An 18,509-nucleotide genomic window follows, 5' to 3' on the forward strand; every position below is an offset into this window, starting at 1 on the left:
GGGGGGACCCCTGACCGGCAACTCCCCCGGGTGTCGCCGGTCAAGGATCCAGGAGGCTCACTCGAACCGAGCGGTCCCCAGGCGACTCGTCTGCCCCCCGACGCGACGAATCGACACACTGAGCATGTCGGGTGAGCATAAACATTCGATGAATGCCCAGGTCAAGGCTCTCATGCGGCGGACAGCGGGCTGAGAAGCCTGCTCACTTCGACGGCCTCGGGAGCGGTGTTGTCGGCGAACAGCGCGAGAGCCTCGCGCCAGCAGACGCGGGCACGGTCGTTCTCGCCGATGCTCTTCAGCGCCCTGCCCAGGACGGTCAGGACCCGGGCGCGCGTGTGGTCGCCGCCGATGCATCCGAACGCCAGCGCCTGTTCCGCGTTGCGCGCCGCCTGGGCCTGCCGCCCGGCGGCGAGCTGGGCTTCGGCCATACGGAAGTAGGTCGTCCCCTCCCAGAGCCGTTGCCGGTTCTTCCGGAAGGTGGTCAGTGCCTCGTCGAGCTGTTCGAGGGCCTCCGCGTGCCGCCCGGCCTGGGTGAGAGCCGCGCCCAGCGCGTAACGGGCGTTCGCGAGGCGCAGGGTGAGCCCCATCTGGTCGTAGATGTCGATGCCCTGCTGCGCGAGGGTGATCGCCCGGTCCGCGTGGCCCTGCGAGATCTGGAGACGGGAGAGGTTGCAGAGAGCGCTGGCCTCGCCCGGGCGGTTACGGTCCGCGCGAGAGCTCTCGATGGCGCGGAGCAGGTGACTCTCCGCCTCCGCGTACCGCCCCTGCATCAGGGCGATGATGCCGCGGTCGTTGTCGGCCCAGAAGATGGGCACGGAGTCCTCGGCCGCTTGCGCCAGAGGCACGATGTGCCGCGCTTCCTCGTCGGCCTCGACGTACCGGCCCGCGACGAGGTGGACGTTGGTGAGCGTCGTCCTCGCCCGCCCCTCCGCCCGCCTGTCCCCGATCGCGTGCGCCGCCTCCCGCGCCGACAGGGCCGCCGACTCGTACTGCTTCGAGTTGGCCCCCGACTCCGCCAGATCCTTCGCCGCCCACAACAGATCGACGGACTTGCGCAGCTGGGCCCCGCGCGAGGCCTGTTGGGCGCAGGCGAGAAGACAGTTGGCCTCCGTGTACAACCAGTCCAGCGCGTCGTGCCGGTCGTCGAAGGACAGGCCCTCGTACGCGGTCGGCTCCAGGTGGTCCACCAACCGGTCCCCGGGGCGCTCGATCGCGTACACCTTTGCCGCCGTCGCCAGATAGAAGTCCAGCAGCCGCGACAACGCGGCCTCCCGCCCCGCCGGCGGGTGCTCGTCGCGTTCGGCGCACGAACGCGCGTAGAGCCGCACGAGGTCGTGATACCGGTACCGCCCCGGCGCCGCCGACTCCACCAGCGACGTGTCGACCAGCGACTCCAGCACGTCCTCCGCCTCGTGCGGCGGCAGGTCCAGTACGGCGGCGGCCGCGGCCAGCGAGATGTCCGGGCCGTCCACCAGCCCCAGCAGCCGGAACGCCCGCGCCTGGGCCGGCTCCAACTGCCCGTACCCCAGCTCGAACGTCGCCTTCACCGCCAGGTCCCCCGCCTGGAGTTCGTCCAGCCGCCGCCGCTCGTCCGCGAGCTTCGCGGCCAGCACGGACACCGTCCACGTCCGCCGCGCCGCCAGCCGCGACGCCGCGATCCGTATCGCCAGCGGCAGGAACCCGCACGCCCCGACCACGTCCAGCGCCGCCTTGCGCTCCGATGTCACCCGCTCCACGCCCACGATCCGGGTGAAGAGCTGGAGCGCCTCCTCGGGCGACATCACGTCCAGGTCCACCAGGTGCGCGCCCGCCAGGTCGACCATCCGGACCCGGCTGGTGACCAGCGCCGCGCACCCCGTCGTCCCCGGCAGCAGGGGCCGGATCTGCGCGGCGTCCCGCGCGTTGTCCAGCAGGACGAGGATGCGGCGCCCGTCCAGCGTCGAGCGGTAGAGCGCGGACCGCTCCTCCAGCGTGTCCGGGATGGCCGTGTCGGGCGTCCCCAACGCCCGCAGGAACGCGCCGAGCACCGTCTCCGGCTCCGCCGCCCGCGCCCCGGCGCCCATGAGGTCCACGTACAACTGCCCGTCGGGGAAGTGCGGTCGGGCCGCGTGCGCCAGGTGCACGGCCAGCGTCGTCTTGCCGACCCCGCCGATCCCGGCCAGCGCGGACACCGCCATCACGGACCCCTCGGCAGCGGCGAGCCGGTCGCCCAACTCCCGTACGAACGAGGCGCGACCGGTGAAGTCCGGCACGGTCGCGGGCAGTTGGGCGGGCCGCAGGACGGTCGGGGCGGCGGCCGGCTCCTCCACGGGGCGGGCCAGCTCCTCGTCCGCCTGGAGGATCCGGGCCTGGAGCCTGGCCAGTTCGGGCCGGGGGTCGACGCCCAGTTCGTCGGCGAGCAGCCGCCGGGTGTCGGCGTACACGGCGAGCGCCTCGGCCTGCCGCCCGCTGCGGTACAGCGCCAGCATCAGCAGCTCGCGCAACCGCTCCCGCAGGGGATGCGCCGCGGTCAGGGCCGTCAGCTCGGACACCGCCTCGGCGTGCGCCCCCAGTTCCAGGTCCAGGTCGAGCCGGGTCTCGGTGAGCTGGAGCCGCCACTCCTCCAGCCGGGCGCGCTGCGTCTCCGCGTACGGCCCGGGTACGGAGGCGAGGGCCTCGCCGTCCCACAGCCCGAGCGACTTGTTGATGAGCGCCCGCGCCTGCGAACGGTCCCCGGCGGCCCGCGACTTCTCCGCGTCGACCGCCAACTCCTGCGCCACTCCGAGGTCGAGCGCGTCGGGCCTGGCCCGCAGGGCGTACCCGCCCGACTCGCTGACCAGGACACCGGGCGGGAGCACCTTGCGGAGGCGCGAGGCGTACGTCCGTACGGCGGCCAGCGCGCGCGACGGAGGGTCGTCGCCCCACAGGGCGTCGATCAGCTCACCGGCGGTGGCGGTGCGCCCCTCGCGGAGCAGGAGGGCGGCGAGCAGGGCGCGTTGCTGCGGCGACCCGGAGGACAGGGCGTCCGCGCCGAGCCAGGCCCGCACGGGCCCGAGCACGCTGAACCGAAGGGCCCCGCCGCCACCCGGCCCGCCGGCACCGCCGACCCCGTGGGTCCCGTCCGTCTCGTGCGTCCCGTCGGGCGTCACCGGGGCCTGCCGATCCGCTCCACGCGGCCCGCCGTCACGGTCCATGGCTCCCTGCCCCCGCTCGCTCCTGCCGCTGCCGTATCACCGCCGCCGGTGAGGCTTTCGCGGTATCGCCCCACCGGTATCGCTACTTCCGATATCGCCCTCGACAGTCTGCCTTGTCGGAGGCGGGCGCGTCAGCAGGGAGTGGCGGTCTGCACAAGGCTTCAACAGGATCGTGTCCGCCCCGGGACGATACCGATGCGCACGGGACGGATGGTTCGACAACTCCTCGTCGCAGTCCCGGGCCGTCGCCGCGTCACCCGCGGCCCACGCGGCGCCGCGCTGCTCGATCAGCGCGGCGCACACGCCACAGGAGGCGGGGTTCACTGCGGCCGGTACGGGGCGGCCGTACCGCCCGAACTGCCCGAACCGTCCGGATCCGGCCGGTAGTCGGGGCACACCGGCTGCCCGCACCGGCACGCGGGCCAGCGCAGTCCGGAACCGGGGACGAGGTCCGCGCCGTCCCCGGCGCCCGGCTCGGACTTCCGGACGACCAGCATGCGTCCGTCCCGAACGCCTCGGTCAGCTGCGACAGCAGCCGTCGCGCGTCACTGCTGCTCATGGGCCTGCCGCCTCAGTCCGTGCGCCACGCGCAGCGTCAGTTCCCGGGTGGGCGGGGCGAACTCCCTTGGCACCCAGGCGGGTACGAGCCGATGGAAGCCACCGGCCTCCACGAGCGCCACCAGCGCGTCGAGTTCATCGCCCGGCCCGGGCGGGGGGTCCTGCTCGTACATACGGGTCGTGCCCTTCCGTCATCGAATGCTCACCGTCTGTGCCTCAAGCGTGGTCATTCGCGCGTACGCTCAACAGGGGGGTGGCATTGACAAGGGGTGTTTTCACAGGGAGGTCGCCCACGTGTCGTACGCGGAAGAGCTGAACCCGACGGAATCCGTCCTGGCGTTCTACGCCACCGAGTTACGCCGCAGGCGCGAGGCGGCCGGGATGTCGCAACGCGCCTTGGCGAAGGAGGCGCTGATGGCGCCTTCGTTGCTGAACAAGGTGGAGGCCGCGAGAAGGCTCCCGACAAAGCCGCTGTCGGAAGTCGCGGACAGGTTGCTCGCGGCGGACGAATTCTTCACGAGGCTCTGGCCGGTTGTGATCAAGCACGCGTATCCGGCCTGGTTCCGGCCGTTCGTGGAGCTTGAAGAGGCGGCGACGGAGATCCGGTCCTTTCAGGCGCAGTTGGTTCCTGGCCTGTTGCAGACAAGCGGCTACGCCCGCGCGGTACTTGCCGGAGGCCGCCCCAACCGGGAGCGCGTCGACGAACTCGTCACGGCCCGGCTTGCGCGACAGCACGTTCTAGAACGGCCGGAGCCACCGGAGCTCTGGTTGGTGCTGGACCAGAACGTGCTTTGCCGTCGCATGGGCGGCGTTGACACGATGCGTGGTCAACTTGAGCGTCTTCTTGAAGCGGCGGAAACGCCACACATCGTCCTTCAGATCGTGCCGTTCGATGCGGGGGGGCCATGCGGGGATGGACGGTTCATTCTCCGCCCTGACGCTGGACGAAGGTCCGGATGTCGTCTATGTCGACGGCTTTCTACAGGGGCAGATCTTCGCCGAGCCTGAGAAAATCAAGACGGCTGCGCGCACCTATGATCTGCTCACGGCCGTTGCCCTCTCTCCCGACCGATCAATGGACTTGATCGCCGACGCCTTGAAGGATCTGAGATCATGATCAGCTCAAGCTGCCTGCCGGGCCTGGTGTGGCGCAAGTCCAGCTACAGCGGAAACAACGCAGGCGATTGCCTGGAGGTCGCGTCCGGTCTTCCCGGCGTCGTGCCCGTCCGCGACTCGAAGTCCCCGGAGGGCCCGGTGCTGATGCTGAGCCCCCGCGCGTGGACGGGTTTCGTCGCGTTCGCCGCAGGCGCGCAGCGATGACACCCCTGCTGTGGCGCAAGTCCAGTTACAGCAGCGACAACGGCGGCAACTGCCTGGAGATCGCCACCAACCTCCCCGGCGTCGTCCCCGTCCGGGACTCCAAGGTCCCCGAGGGTCCCGCCCTCATGCTTGCGCCCGCCGCCTGGACAGCCTTCGTCGTGTTCGCGAGCAGCACGGCGGCCTGATCGACGCCCCACTCCCCGCCGTCGTACCAGCGGGGAGGAGGGCCTCTGTGAGCCAGGGGTCAGGGCGTGTTGGAGATGTCGAGCGGCTTCGCCTTGATGCGGGTGGTGTCGAACTCCCAGACGACCCAGAACTTGCCCGGGGCGTACTCGTCGGCCATGGGGTAGTTGTCCCAGCCCTTGCCGTCGGGCTGATCCGTGTTGTCGCTCACGGGGCCGTCGGCGAAGGGTTTGGCGGCGCTCCAGGCCGCACCGGGGCGTTTGGTCTTGTAGTCGAGGACGTCACGGTTGCTCGAGTCGGAACCGGCGTTGTAGATGTAGAGGTACTGGCCTCCGCTGTCGTTGGCGAAGTAGCTCCTGGCGATGTTGTAGCTCGGCAGGGCGGTGTCCGTGGTGAAGGGGGTCCAGGAGGCGCCACCGTCGGTGCTCGTGGACGTCGCGGCGCCCGCCGACTTCGCGCGGGCCACCATGACCAGCGAGTTCTTGGGGTGAGCGGCGTCCTGCGGTGTCTGCGAGAAGCCGATCTGGTTCTCTCCCGCCGTGAGTTCGTTGCCGCTGATATGTCCGCCGGTCCGCCAGGTCTGGAGGTCCGAGGAGATCAGCACCCCGTTCTCCCGCCCCGACGACCAGTAGGGCATGACGTACTCCCCGTTGTCCCGCTGGAGCGGGCGCCCCGAGAGGATGAGGTTGTCCTTGGCCGGCACGGTGAGGGGGGCGTCCTGCCAGGTGTGGCCCTGGTCGGTGCTGCGCTTGAGGAAGGTGCCGTTGATCGGGATGCCGTTGTTGTTGATCCCGTCCGGCTCGGTCGCGTCCGCGATCGGGGTGCGCCCGAGGTAGGCGTACAGCGTGCTGCCGGCCTGGTAGAGGATGACGTAGTGCCAGGCGTACTGGTCGGTCTCCTGGGCCAGCGTCCTCGGGCGGCTCCAGGTGTCTCCACCGTCGGTCGTGTACGAGTACCGCATGTAGCCCATGTCCACGCTGCCCGGCCTGAGACCCTCCCGCCAGACCACGACCGCGTTGTCCGCGCTGGTGCTGATGATGTCGGGGGTACGGGTGCCGTCACCCTTGCTCACACGGTTCGTGTAGACGAGCGACTCGCCCGGGACGACCTCGGCGGAGGCGGCGGCGGGGCGTGGCTGGAGCAGGCCGGACAGTACGGCCAGCACCACCACGCTCAGCAGAACGGGCCAAGCCCGTCGGAACGTCACCACAACCACTGCTCGTTGGGATTGTCCGTGCAGGTCCATTGAACGGCCTCCGTACCGGCGGTCGGGCTGCTGCTGGGAATGGCGAGGCAGTAGTCGCTCCGTACGTTCCGTAGTCGGTCCCAGCTGTCGTGGATCCAGACCTGGTCGTCGCCGGAACCGCACGACGCCTGCGCGGCCTTGGCGCCCAGGGCCGTACTGCTGTTCAGGGGCGTGAGGCACTTGCCGCTCGCTTTGTTGATCACCTGGTACCCGCCACTCACCGCCTGGAGCGTCCAGTAGTTGCTGGCGCTGTTGCTGCACGCCCACTGGATCATCACGGCGCCGTCGGCCGTGTCGGAGTTCGGGTCGGCCAGGCACAGGCCGGTGGCCATGTTGTAGAGGCGGGCGGAGACGGCCTCGTGGTCGTACCAGGTCCAGCGCTGGTCGAAGGTGTCCGAGCAGGTCCACTGGACGACCTCGGTGCCGTTGGCGGTACTGGAGTTGGGGACAGCCAGGCATCTGTCACTGTGCAGGTTCCGCAGCCGGTTCCAGCTGTCGTGGATCCAGATCTGTTCGTCTCCGGTGCCGCACGGCCACTGAACGGCCTGCGTGCCGTTCGCCACGCTTGCGTTGGGCATGGCGAGGCACATCAGGCTGAAGCGGTTGCGTACCTGGTACCGGTCCCCGTTGCCTCCTGCAACCTTGACGAGCGTCCAGTCCTGATCCGCGTTGTCGTTGCAGGTCCACTGGACCAGGCCGGCGCCGCCCGTCGTGCTGGAGTTGGGCACGGCGAGGCACCGGCCCGAGTTGACGTTGCTGAGGTTTCTCCAGTCGTCCTCCGCGCTCGCCGGTGCCGAGGACACCAGCGTCCAGGCGAGCACGCACACCGTCATGGCGGCGGCCGCGAGGACGCGTTTCAGTCTTTTCATGGGCATGACATACGGCATCGAGTGCCCTTTCTCCTTGCGCCGTTGGACCGCCCGCAGGTTTCGCGCGCAGGGTCGAGTGCCAGGCAGCCAAACACGTTCGAGGGAACAGGCCGTCACGCAGGGACGACGCGGTGGTGAATCTCTCCGGGGCCCGGGAAGATCCACCGGACAGGTCTGGGCCGCCTGGTGACCGGTCGGCGTCCCCGCATCGGCCCCCGGACGACGTTGCCTCTACCGCCCCAGGAACACCGGGTTCGTGAAGGCCGCCATCGGGCCCGGGAGGCCTGGGGTCGTGGAGGGGTGGCGGACCTCCGCGCGGACGTACGTCGCGTACGAGGGGGTCGTGCGCCACTCCACCGTGCCGTCCCCCGAGGCCGGGAGTGGCGCGGTGTGGAGCGTGCCGCCGTCGGTGACGAAGTGGGCCGTGCAGCCCGGGGCGCCGGTGACCTCCAGCCGTACCGTCACCGGCACGTCCTCCGCCACCCGCAGCCGCTCGCCGATCCCCGCGTGCGCGCCCCGGCCGCCCGAGACGCCGAACGTCAGCGAGACGCGGGCGGATTCGGCGACGTAGCTGTGGCCCGCGCGCAGGCCCGCCAGGATCGCGTCGCGGGTGAGGTCCTCGGCGAGGACCACCGTCTGCGGGGTGCCGATGGGGTCGGGGTCGCGGTGGGAGTCGCTGTCGCCCATCGCCGGCGTCCACGACGTACCCGAACGGGCCGACGCCACGAGGGAGTTGTCCCAGTCCGCGAGGGAGATCTCGTCGTCCGGGGTCCACGCGCCGTTCCACACCTCGACCGCGTCCGCGTCGCCGAGGCCGAACTTCCAGTGGCAGCCGATGCACGTGGCGTGCGGGTGGGCGGGGACGACCAGGCCGTTCGCGCGGCGGATCTCGCGGGCGTAGTGGCCGAAGCGGTTGTCGCGGGCCCGGTAGCGCCAGTCGACGAACGTACCGGCGTCCATGCCGATCGCCAGGACGTGTCCGTTACGGGTGGTGACCTCCTCGCCCGTCAGGATCAGCAGGTCGTCGCCCCACAGACCGTCCCAAGCGCGGTGGCCGGCAGGGGTGTTGTGCTCGCTGGTGTTGATGAAGTCCAGGCCGGCGGCACGGGCGAGGGCGGCGATCTCGGCGGGGGTGCGGCGCCCGTCGGAGTGCACCGAGTGGAGGTGGCAGTCGCCCCGGTACCAGGCCCGGCCGCGCCCCTTCGCCCGGAGCGGCGGGTAGACGGGGGCGGGGGTGGTGCCGGGCGCGCCGAAGCGGAGGGTGACGGTCACCTCGTACGCCAGGCCCTGGGGCGAGACGGTGTACGGGGCCAGCGCGACGTGCCAGGTGCCGGCCCGTACCGGCCCGGGGAGGTAACCGGGGGTGGCCGCGTCGGCGCGCACGAAGAACTCGGTGCGGGCGCCGCCCGACCAGCCGCGGAAGCCCCGGCCGCCGAGTTCCGTACCGCGCTCGTCGAAGACGCCGATGTCGAGGGCGTTGCCCTGGGTGCCGGCGGGGACGGAGGGGCGGTCGTACGTGTACGAGACGTGGAGCTCGCGGACGCCGCGCGGGACCTCGACGGGCAGGTAGACGAAGTCGGGGGAGCCGGGCGGGAGGGTGCCGCGGACGGTTCTGCTCGACTCCGTGCCGTCGGTCTCGGACTGCGGGCGGGGGTCGTCGGCGGAGGCTGGGCTCGCGAAACTCACGGTACCCAACGTAAGCGCGGCCGCCGCGCCCGTCATCAGGAGGGTCCGCCGGTCGGGCGTGCGGGCGGTGGTGTTCCTGTCGTGCGGTCGCATGGCGGCGATTCCCCCGGGTGGTCGCGGCGGACACGAGCGGTCGCGGATCGTGTACGTGGAGTATCGGCCCCGGTCGTGAACCGGGATGCACGGGAGGGGGGTTGGTGGATGACGGGGAGGCGGCGGAGGGGCGGGGAGGTCGTTCGTGCCGATGTGCAGGAGGACGGTACGGGGATTCGCCCGCCTCGCCCGGTCGGCGACCCCGGCGTCGATCTGGTCGATGCGGTGACCGGAACGGCCCCGGTTGTCGCGGTCGGGGAGGGTGGCGGGTCCGCCGTACCACCCCCTCCGGATACGCCTCCGGATCCCCCCTCCGGATCCCCCCTCCGGATCCCCCCTCCGGATCCCGACCAGGTGGTACGGACGGCGGCCCCAGGCCTTTCACGAGCGCGAACGTATCCTCGAAGGATGACGACGCACGTGCCTGATCAGCCCAGGGCCGGACGACCCAGCTCACCGCAGGCCGACACCTCCGCCCGCGCCGAGGCCGACGCACCGACCGCGCCCGCACCCCTCTCCGCCGCCCCCACCGCCAACTCCATGCGGCGGGCGCTGAAACGGGCCCGGGACGGCGTCGCGCTCGACGTCGGCGAGGCGGCCGTCCTCCTCCAGGCGCGCGGCGACGACCTCACCGACCTCTGCGCGTCGGCCGCGCGCGTCCGGGACGCGGGGCTGGAAGCGGTCGGGCGGCCCGGGATCATCACGTACTCCCGCAAGGTCTTCATCCCCCTGACCCGCCTGTGCCGCGACAAGTGCCACTACTGCACGTTCGTGACCGTGCCCGGCAAGCTCCGCCGCGCCGGGCACGGCATGTTCCTCTCGCCCGACGAGGTCCTGGCCATCGCCCGGCGCGGCGCCGAGATGGGCTGCAAGGAAGCGCTGTTCACGCTCGGTGACCGGCCCGAGGACCGGTGGCCCGAGGCGCGGGAGTGGCTGGAGGCCGAGGGGTACGACGACACCCTCGCCTACGTACGGGCCATGGCCATCCGCGTCCTGGAGGAGACCGGCCTGCTGCCGCACCTCAACCCCGGGGTCATGACGTGGACGGACCTCCAGCGGCTCAAGCCGGTCGCCCCCTCGATGGGCATGATGCTGGAGACGACCGCGACCCGCCTGTGGAGCGAGCCCGGCGGCCCGCACCACGGCTCGCCCGACAAGGAGCCGGCCGTCCGGCTGCGGGTGCTGGAGGACGCGGGGCGCTCGAACGTCCCGTTCACCAGCGGCATCCTGATCGGCATCGGCGAGACGTACGAGGAGCGCGCCGAGGCGCTGTTCGCGCTGCGCAAGACGGCCCGCGCCTATCACGGGCTCCAGGAGTTCATCATCCAGAACTTCCGCGCCAAGCCGGACACGGCCATGCGCGGGATGCCGGACGCCGACCTGTACGAGCTGGCCGCGGCGATCGCCGTGACCCGGCACATCATGGGCCCGTCGGCGCGCGTGCAGGCGCCGCCGAACCTGGTCGACCGCGAGTACGCGCTCATGATCGGCGCGGGCATCGACGACTGGGGCGGCGTCTCGCCGCTGACCCCCGACCACGTCAACCCCGAGCGGCCGTGGCCGATGGTGGACGAGTTGGCCGAGCGGACCGCCGCCGCCGGATTCGCGCTGCGGGAACGGCTCACCATCTACCCGGAGTTCCTCCAGCGCGGCGAACCATGGCTGGACCCCCGCCTGATGCCGCACGTCCGGGCGCTGTCCGACCCGGAGACGGGCCTCGCGCGCGAGGACGTCACGCCGGCCGGGATCCCCTGGCAGGAACCGGACGAGGGCTTCACCTCCTCCGGCCGCACCGACCTGCACCACACGATCGACACGGAGGGCCGTACGTCCGACCGCCGTGACGACTTCGACCACGTGTACGGCGACTGGGACGAGCTGCGCGAGGCCGCCGCGCCCGGCATGGTGCCCTCCCGCATCGACGCGGACGTCAAGCAGGCGCTCTCGCAGGCCGCCGCCGACCCGACGAAGCTCACCGACGACGAGGCCCTGGCGCTGCTGCACGCGGACGGTCCCGCGCTGGACGCGCTGACCCGGATCGCCGACACGCTGCGCCGCGACGTGGTCGGCGACGACGTCACGTACATCGTCACGCGGAACATCAACTTCACCAACGTCTGCTACACCGGCTGCCGTTTCTGCGCCTTCGCCCAGCGCCGTACGGACGCCGACGCGTACACCCTCTCCCTCGACCAGGTCGCCGACCGCGCCGAACAGGCCTGGGAGGTGGGCGCGGTGGAGGTCTGCATGCAGGGCGGCATCCACCCGGACCTGCCGGGCACCGCGTACTTCGACATCGCCCGCGCGGTGAAGAAGCGCGTCCCGGGCATGCACGTCCACGCCTTCTCGCCGATGGAGGTCGTCAACGGCGCCTCGCGCACGGGCCTTTCGATCCGCGAGTGGCTGACGGCCGCCAAGGAAGCCGGACTCGACTCGATCCCGGGCACGGCGGCGGAGATCCTGGACGACGAGGTGCGCTGGATCCTCACCAAGGGCAAGCTGCCGACGGCCACGTGGATCGAGGTCGTGAAGACGGCGCACGAGCTGGGCATCCGCTCCAGCTCCACGATGATGTACGGCCATGTCGACCAGCCGCGCCACTGGCTGGGCCACTTCCGCACGCTGTCGCGGATCCAGCAGGAGACGGGCGGCTTCACGGAGTTCGTGACGCTGCCCTTCATCCACACCAACGCCCCCGTCTACCTGGCCGGCATCGCCCGCCCCGGCCCGACGGACCGCGACAACCGCGCGGTGATGGCGATGGCCCGCCTCCTCCTGCACCCCCACATCACCAACATCCAGACCAGCTGGGTGAAGCTGGGCACGGAGGGCGCGGCGGAGATGCTCCGCTCGGGCGCGAACGACCTGGGCGGCACGCTGATGGAGGAGACCATCTCCCGTATGGCGGGCTCCAGTTACGGTTCGTACCGCTCGGTCAAGGACCTGACCGCCATCGCCGAGGCGGCGGGCCGCCCGTCCCGCCCGAGGACCACCCTGTACGGCGAGGTCCCCGCGGAACGCGTGGCCACGGCCAAGGCCTCGGACGGCCACCTCCCGCAGCTTCTGCCCCTGCTGTCCAACGAGGTGGCGGCCGGCGGACTGGTGCCCAACGAGGCGTGAAATCACGTGGGTTGTGTCAGTGATCGTTGTTAACGTCCCCTTCGGCCCGTCGAAACCCGGCGGCCGAAGGGGAGGAACAGCACGTGACCAGGCATGCGGCACGAAGACGCTTCGCGACGGTGGCACTCGCCGTCGCGGCGGTGGTGGCGGGGCAGAACGGGGCGGTGGCGGCGGCGCCTCCGGAGAACCTGCCGCCGCGGCAGCCGGTGGTGGCCGATCTCCAGACCGACACCAAGCCCTGCGCGGCGGGGGAGACCCGGACGTACGTGGGCGAGGCGCCGGTTCTGCGCGCGGTCCTGTACGACCCGGAGGAGGACAATCGGCCGGGTGAATTCTCCGGTGTCAAAGGCGAGTTCGAGGCATGGTGGCAGAACGCCGACGGCGTCGAACAGCGCCTGACCCACCTCACCACCCAGCTCGGGTCGGGCCAGACCGCCCAGTGGCGCCTGCCCTCCGACATCGCGGCGAACACCGTCGTCTCCTGGCGGGTCAGGGCCGACGACGGCAAGGCCGTGTCGCCCTGGAGTTCCGACGGGACAGGCGCCGTCTGCGAGTTCATCCGTGACGACGTGAGCCCGGACCGCCCCGTCGTCTCCTCGCCCGAGTACCCGGAGAACGTCTTCTGGTCGGACGGGGTCGGGAACTACGGCTCGTTCACGTTCGACTCGCCGTCCGACGACGTCGTGGCCTACCAGTACCGCTTCCTCGGAGGTCCCGGGCGCACCGTCGAGGCGGCCACGCCCGGCGGCCCGGCCACCATTCGGTTCGTCCCGCTGAGGCAGGCGCCCGAGTCGCTCGAAGTCCGCGCGATCGACCGCGCGGGACGCAGCAGTCCGACCGTGTACTACCGGTTCTACGTCCAGGCCGGCCGTGTCCCGACCGGGCAGTGGAAGCTGGCCGACGCCCCGGGCGCGCGAACCGCCGCCGCCGAGACGGGCCCGGCGGCCCGGGCCGGCAGCGGCGTCACCTTCGGGGCGGCGGCCCCACCCGGCACCGGCCTCACCTCCACCGCCCGGCTGGACGGCACCGGCCACGGCTTCCTGACCCCCGGCGCCTCCGTCGTCGACACGGCGAAGACCTTCGCGGTCGGCGCCTGGGTACGCCCCGGCCGGACGGACCGGGACATGACCGTCGTCAGCCAGGACGCCGACGCCGACACCGCGCGTACCCCGGCGTTCAGCCTCGCCTCGCGCACCGGCGACGCGGGTCCCGAGTGGACGTTCGCCTTCGGCGGCGCCCGCGTGTCCGGCGGCTCGCCCGAGGCGGGCGAATGGGCCTACGTGCTGGGCCAGTTCAACACCGAGACCGGCACGGCGCGGCTGTACGTCAACGGTGAGGAGGCCGGTACGGAGCAGGCGGCCACCGCCGCGCCGAGCACCGGCGCCCTCCAGATCGGACGGGCGCGCGGGACGGACGGGTACCGGGACCGCTGGCAGGGCGAGGTCGCGGATGTGCGGACGTACGACCGGCTCGTCGTACCCGATGAGGTGACCGAACTGGCCAGGCGCGTACCCGAACGGCGCGGCCACTGGTCGCTGGAGAGCGAGCGGGACGGTGCCAGCCCCGAGCTGTACGACGGCGCGCCGCTGCGCCTCGCGTCCGGCGCGACCCTCCACCGGGGACCCGACCCGGCCTGCATCCCGGACATCGATCCGGACTGCCCGGTGGTGCGTTACGCGCTCGTCGGTGACGGCGACCTGGAGCTGGACGGGACCGGCGGCCACGCCTCCACGGACGGGCCGGTGGTCGACACCGGCGACAGCTTCTCCATCGGTGTGGTGGTCCGACTCCCCGAGGACGAAGGGGAACACCCCATGACCGTCCTGTCCCAGGGCGGACAGTACGGCGACGCGTTCAAGCTGCGCTACGTGCCCTCCTCCTACCAGTGGCAGTTGGTGGTGTCCGCGTCCGACGAACCGGGCGCCGAGGAGACGATCGTGAGCGAGACCCGGTCGGCGGAGGACGTGCAGCGCCTCGCGGTGGTCTACGACGACGCGACCGACCGGATCACCCTCTACGTGGACGGCTTCGCCGGCCCGGACGCCACGGCCACCGTCCGGAGCCTGTGGACCAGCGGCGGCGGGCTCCAGGTCGGGCGGGCCAGAACGGCCGACGGCTGGGGTGAGTACCTGCACGGCGTCGTGGACGAGGTGCACGCCTACGCCGGGGCCCTCCGGTCCTCCGACATCAGCGCCCTCGGCCACGGCACGGAACCCTGCCTCTGCTGATCCCTTTCACCCCTCGGCCCCTCCCCGCCCGGCTGCCACACTGGCGTGAGCCGGACGACGAGGAGGGGCCGAGGCGTATGGCGGGGCGGGAGCAGGGGGGTGGGCGGGGCGGGCCCGTGTCCATGGCCGAGTTGATCCGGCGGCGGCAGCGGTTCGTCGGGCGGCGGGCCGAACTGGGCGCCTTCCGGGACAACTTGGGCCTCGCCCCCGACGACGAGGCCCATCGCTTCCTCTTCCACGTCCACGGCATCGCGGGCGTCGGCAAGACCTCGCTCGTCCGCGAGTGGGAGAAGACCGCGCGCGAGTGCGGGGCGCTCACCGCGTACGTGGACGACACCGTGAACAGCGTGCCCGAGGCGCTTGCCGCCATCAGCGCCGAATGCGCGCGCCAGGGGTTCCCGTTGAAGCGGCTGGACCGGCTCCTGGAGACGTACCGGCAGCGCCGCCACGAGGCAGAGTCTGCGTCGGCGGCCGTCACGCTCGGCCCGGCCGAGACGGGAGAGGCGGGGGAGGCCGCCGGGGCCGGGCAGCAGGGCGGCGGGCCTTCCGCCGGCAGTACCGCCCTCGCCGCCGCCGGGGCGATCGGGCTCGGCATGATCCCGGTCGTCGGGGCCTTCGCCGGCGCCGTCGACACCACCCGTCTTGCCGAGGGCACCGACCGCCTGCGGGCCGCGCTCAGCGCGCGCTTCCGCAACCCGGACGACCTGCGGCTGGTCCTGGCCCCCGACGTCGTCCTGACCCCCGTCCTCGTCGACGAGTTGACGGATGCCCTGCGCCAAGTCCCCTGGGTGACCCTCTTCTTCGACACGTACGAACGCACCTCCCCGTTCCTTGGTGGCTGGTTGCACGACCTGATGACCACCGAGCGGTACGGGCGGCTCCCCCTCCAGGTCGTCGTGACGCTCGCCGGGCGGGAGCCGTTCGACACCGCACTGTGGGAGGGCTTCGCGGACTTCATGACCGACGTACGCCTCGATCCGTTCACCGAGGACGAGAGCCGGCGGCTCCTCGCGGCGCGGTCCGTCACGGAGGAGACGGTCGTCGCGGAGGTGCTGCGGCTCTCCGGCGGCCTGCCCGTCCTCGTCTCGACCCTCGCCCAGAACCGGCCCGCCGACCCGGACGACGTCGGCGACCCCAGCGCGACCGCCGTCGAACGCTTCCTCAAGTGGGAGCGGGACCCCCTGCGACGGCGTGTCGCCCTGGACTGCGCCCTGCCGCGCGCCCTCGACGAGGACGTGTTCCTGGCGGTGGTCGAGGGGGAGGAGGACGCCGGGATCGCGGGCGCGGCGGGACTGTACGACTGGCTGCGCGCCCTGCCCTTCGTCACCGGGACGCCCGCGGCGCGGGACGCCGGGCTCCGCTACCACGACGTCGTCCGCGCCCCCATGCTCCGCCTGCGCAGGACCCGTTCGCCGCGCGGCTGGACCGCCCGGCACACCGCGCTCGCCCGCCACTTCACCGCCTGGCGGGAGGAGGCGGAGGCGGAGACGGGCACGGCCGAGGCGGAGATGGGCACGGCCGTGGCGGCGACCGGCGCGGAGGCGGGGGCGCGGGACGGGACGGGCGCGCGGGAGCGGACCGGTCCCCGCGCCGACGAGCCCTGGGAGAGCGCCCGTTGGCGCGCGCTGCGCCTGGAGGAGACGTACCACTCCCTCTGCGCGACCCCGGCGACCGCCCTCCCCACCGCCCTGCGCGACGTGGCCGAGGCCTGCCGCGAGGGCGTGGGCGCCGCCCGGCGCTGCGCGCTGGCCCTGGCGGAGGCGGGGGAGGACACGGACGACGCGGCGGTACGGGAGTGGGGGCGGCGGCTCGGCGCGGCGCTGGGCGACGACGGGACGGGCGTACGGAACGCCCTCGGCCTCCTCCTCGACGCAACCGCCCTGGACCCGGCGGGGCGCGCGGTCGCGCACCGGGTACGCGGCCGCGTGCTCAGCGCCGACGGCCGGTACGAGCAGGCGCTCGCCGACTTCGACCGGTCCGTCGCCCTCGTCCCCGACCGGTACGAGGCGTACCTCGACCGGGGCATCACCCACCGCAGGCGCGGAGACACCGGGGCGGCCCTCGCCGACTTCCACCGCGCCGACGAACTGGCCCCGGACACCGCGTGGGTCCTCCGGGCCTGGGGGGAGGCGCTGCGCGGGGCAGGCCGGTACGAGGAGGCGGTGGCCCTGCTGGACCGGGCCATCGCGGCCGCGCCGGGGAACGCGTACGCGATCGCCAGCCGCGGCGGCGCCCTGCACCGGCTGGGCCGGACGGCCGAGGCCCTCGCCGACCTCGACCGCGCGGTGGCGCTGGACGGCGGCTACCTGTGGGCCCTGGTGCGCAGAGGGCGGCTGCATGTCGCGACGGGGGCGCCGGACCTGGCCCTCGCCGACCTGGACCGGGCGGCGGAGATCGCGCCGGACAGCGACTGGATCGCGTCGGAGCGGGGCGAGATCCACCGCCTCTCGGGCCGCTACGAGGACGCGGACCGCGAACTGACCCGCTGCCTGGCCCTCAACCCCGACCACCTCTCGGCCCTCGCGAGCCGCGGAGCCGTACGCCACCACCTGAACCGCCCCACCGAGGCCCTCGCGGACCTGGACCGCGCGATCGCCCTGGGACCCGACTACACATGGGCCCTCGCGTACCGGGAACAGGTACGGATCGAGTACGGCGAACAGGTACGAGCGGAATCGGCCGGTCAGCGGCGAGACCCGGAAGGGCCGCGGAACCCGGCATGACGGACAAGACACGACCTGGGTCCCGCGCGCGATCGCGCCGCGTCCGCCCGCGCCGCCACCCCCCGTCCCCGTTCGATTACAGTGCTGCGCACCGAGTCGCCGAGAGGCGCGGCGAAGGGAGAGGGGCGCGTGACCACACCGTCCGGTGCCGCCGTGTGGGGGCGCGCTGAGCAGCAGGACTTCCGCAGCCGGGTACGGGGCTGTCTGCTCGGCGGCGCCGTCGGGGACGCGCTCGGGGCGGGCGTCGCCGGCCTCACGCTCGACGAGATCCGGGGCGTGCACGGCTCCGACGCGGTCGTCGACTACGTCCCCGCGTACGGGCGCAGGGGCGCCGTCACCGCCGCCACCCAGCTGACCCTCTTCACCGTCGACGGCCTGATCCGCGCCCAGGTCCGCAGGGACACCGGCGCCTGGCACCCGCCGACCGACGTGCACCGCGCGCACCTGCGCTGGGCGGCCACGCAGCGCGACTGGGGGCCCGACCTCCGCCGCAAGGACAACGGCTGGCTCGCGCAGGAGGAGTGGCTGTACGTACGCCGCGACCCGACCATCTCGTGCCTGACCGGCTTCGGCGACACGATCATGGGCACGCTCGACCGGCCCAAGAACCCCACCGCGAGGGACGCGGGCGCGCTCGTACGGTCCGCGCCGTTCGGCCTGCTCGTCGGGTGGGAGCCGCAGTTGGTGTGCCAGCTCGCCGTGGAGTGCGCCGCGCAGACGCACGGCCACCCCACCGCGTACCTCTCCGCCGGTGCCTTCGCGGTGATCGTGCACGGCCTGGCCCGGGGCGAGGCGCTGGAGGCGTCGGTCGCGCGGGCCCTGCTCCTGCTCGGCCCCCGCCCGGGGCACGAACCGGTGTCCCAGGCCCTCCAGGCGGCGCTGGGTGCCGTACGACAGGGCGTCCCCGGGCCGGAACGGATCGCCGCGCTCGGCGAAGGGCGCGCCGCCGAGGACGCGTTGGCCGTCGCCGTGTACTGCGCCCTCGTGGGGGAGGACATCCGCCACGGGCTGCGCCTCGCCGTCAACCACGACGGCCCCTCCGGCGCGACCGGCACGCTGTGCGGGGCGCTGCTCGGGACGCTGCACGGGGAGACGGCGCTGCCGCCGGCCTGGCTGGCGGAGCTGGAGGGCCGGCCGACCCTCCTCGAACTCGCCGACGACTTCGCGATGGAGATGACCCAGGGCCCCGCCCTGCACAGCCCGACGGCCGCGGTGTCCGGCTGGCTGGCGCGCTACCCGCGGGGCTGAGCGTCACGTAGCGGGCACAACGGAGCGCCGGGCGGCCTCGGACCGAACCGCGCCCGCCCGGC

14 protein-coding genes are annotated in these 18,509 nt (G+C 72.7%); 8 read left to right on the forward strand and 6 right to left on the reverse strand.

The window, feature by feature from the left end; all coding sequences use genetic code 11:
- Positions 1–170 precede the first annotated feature (170 nt).
- The 3 genes from afsR to HA039_RS19975 all read right to left on the reverse strand — a co-directional run bounded on the left by afsR (position 171) and on the right by HA039_RS19975 (position 3,904).
- Positions 171–3,173, reverse strand: coding sequence for an SARP-family global regulator AfsR (gene afsR, locus HA039_RS19965; RefSeq protein ID WP_167031799.1), 3,003 nt, complete (start codon positions 3,171–3,173; stop codon positions 171–173).
- Between the two features lie 320 nt (positions 3,174–3,493).
- Positions 3,494–3,670 carry a hypothetical protein gene (locus tag HA039_RS19970; RefSeq protein ID WP_167031802.1) on the reverse strand — a complete coding sequence of 59 codons (177 nt, stop codon included), beginning with the start codon at positions 3,668–3,670 and terminating at the stop codon, positions 3,494–3,496.
- Between the two features lie 48 nt (positions 3,671–3,718).
- A complete protein-coding gene (locus HA039_RS19975) occupies positions 3,719–3,904 on the reverse strand; it encodes a hypothetical protein (RefSeq protein ID WP_167031805.1) in 186 nt (61 codons plus the stop codon).
- 121 nt (positions 3,905–4,025) lie between these two features.
- On the opposite strand from HA039_RS19975, the gene HA039_RS19980 reads away from it, so the two are divergent.
- The 4 genes from HA039_RS19980 to HA039_RS19990 are packed head-to-tail and all read left to right on the forward strand — an operon-like array spanning position 4,026 to position 5,236.
- The gene (locus tag HA039_RS19980) at positions 4,026–4,739 is read left to right on the forward strand and encodes a helix-turn-helix domain-containing protein (RefSeq protein WP_279592854.1); all 714 of its coding nucleotides are present in this window, start codon (positions 4,026–4,028) and stop codon (positions 4,737–4,739) included.
- Positions 4,645–4,848: a Scr1 family TA system antitoxin-like transcriptional regulator gene (locus HA039_RS34425; RefSeq protein ID WP_279592855.1), complete on the forward strand. Its 204-nt coding sequence runs from the start codon at positions 4,645–4,647 to the stop codon at positions 4,846–4,848. The genes HA039_RS19980 and HA039_RS34425 overlap by 95 nt, the downstream gene beginning before the upstream one ends.
- Positions 4,845–5,051: a DUF397 domain-containing protein gene (locus HA039_RS19985; RefSeq protein WP_167031808.1), complete on the forward strand. Its 207-nt coding sequence runs from the start codon at positions 4,845–4,847 to the stop codon at positions 5,049–5,051. The genes HA039_RS34425 and HA039_RS19985 overlap by 4 nt, the downstream gene beginning before the upstream one ends.
- Positions 5,048–5,236, forward strand: coding sequence for a DUF397 domain-containing protein (locus HA039_RS19990; RefSeq protein WP_167031811.1), 189 nt, complete (start codon positions 5,048–5,050; stop codon positions 5,234–5,236). Before HA039_RS19985 ends, HA039_RS19990 begins: the two co-directional genes overlap by 4 nt.
- 59 nt (positions 5,237–5,295) lie before the next feature.
- Here HA039_RS19990 and HA039_RS19995 read toward each other — a convergent pair whose 3' ends face one another.
- The 3 genes from HA039_RS19995 to HA039_RS20005 all read right to left on the reverse strand — a co-directional run bounded on the left by HA039_RS19995 (position 5,296) and on the right by HA039_RS20005 (position 9,128).
- Entirely contained in the window at positions 5,296–6,441 is a 1,146-nt protein-coding gene (locus tag HA039_RS19995; protein WP_167031814.1) for a sialidase family protein, read from the reverse strand.
- On the reverse strand, positions 6,438–7,349 hold the full coding sequence (locus HA039_RS20000) for an RICIN domain-containing protein (protein ID WP_167031817.1): 912 nt from the start codon (positions 7,347–7,349) through the stop codon (positions 6,438–6,440). The genes HA039_RS19995 and HA039_RS20000 overlap by 4 nt, the downstream gene beginning before the upstream one ends.
- Before the next feature lie 231 nt (positions 7,350–7,580).
- Complete coding sequence (locus HA039_RS20005) at positions 7,581–9,128, reverse strand: CehA/McbA family metallohydrolase (protein ID WP_167031820.1); 1,548 nt, start codon at positions 9,126–9,128, stop codon at positions 7,581–7,583.
- 408 nt (positions 9,129–9,536) lie between these two features.
- Here HA039_RS20005 and HA039_RS20010 point away from each other — a divergent pair, with 408 nt between their 5' ends.
- From HA039_RS20010 to HA039_RS20025, 4 genes are all read left to right on the forward strand, one after another.
- A complete protein-coding gene (locus tag HA039_RS20010; RefSeq protein WP_279592856.1) occupies positions 9,537–12,248 on the forward strand; it encodes a bifunctional FO biosynthesis protein CofGH in 2,712 nt (903 codons plus the stop codon).
- An 83-nt stretch (positions 12,249–12,331) separates the two neighbouring features.
- Entirely contained in the window at positions 12,332–14,476 is a 2,145-nt protein-coding gene (locus HA039_RS20015; protein ID WP_243869599.1) for a LamG domain-containing protein, read from the forward strand.
- Positions 14,477–14,598: 122 nt separating this feature from the next.
- Entirely contained in the window at positions 14,599–17,199 is a 2,601-nt protein-coding gene (locus HA039_RS20020) for a tetratricopeptide repeat protein (RefSeq protein WP_167031823.1), read from the forward strand.
- A gap of 129 nt (positions 17,200–17,328) precedes the next feature.
- The gene (locus HA039_RS20025; RefSeq protein ID WP_167031826.1) at positions 17,329–18,447 is read left to right on the forward strand and encodes an ADP-ribosylglycohydrolase family protein; all 1,119 of its coding nucleotides are present in this window, start codon (positions 17,329–17,331) and stop codon (positions 18,445–18,447) included.
- Positions 18,448–18,509 lie beyond the last annotated feature (62 nt).

Origin of the sequence: Streptomyces liangshanensis (genome assembly GCF_011694815.1) — a bacterium.
In the GTDB taxonomy this organism is placed as follows: Bacteria; Actinomycetota; Actinomycetes; order Streptomycetales; family Streptomycetaceae; genus Streptomyces; species Streptomyces liangshanensis.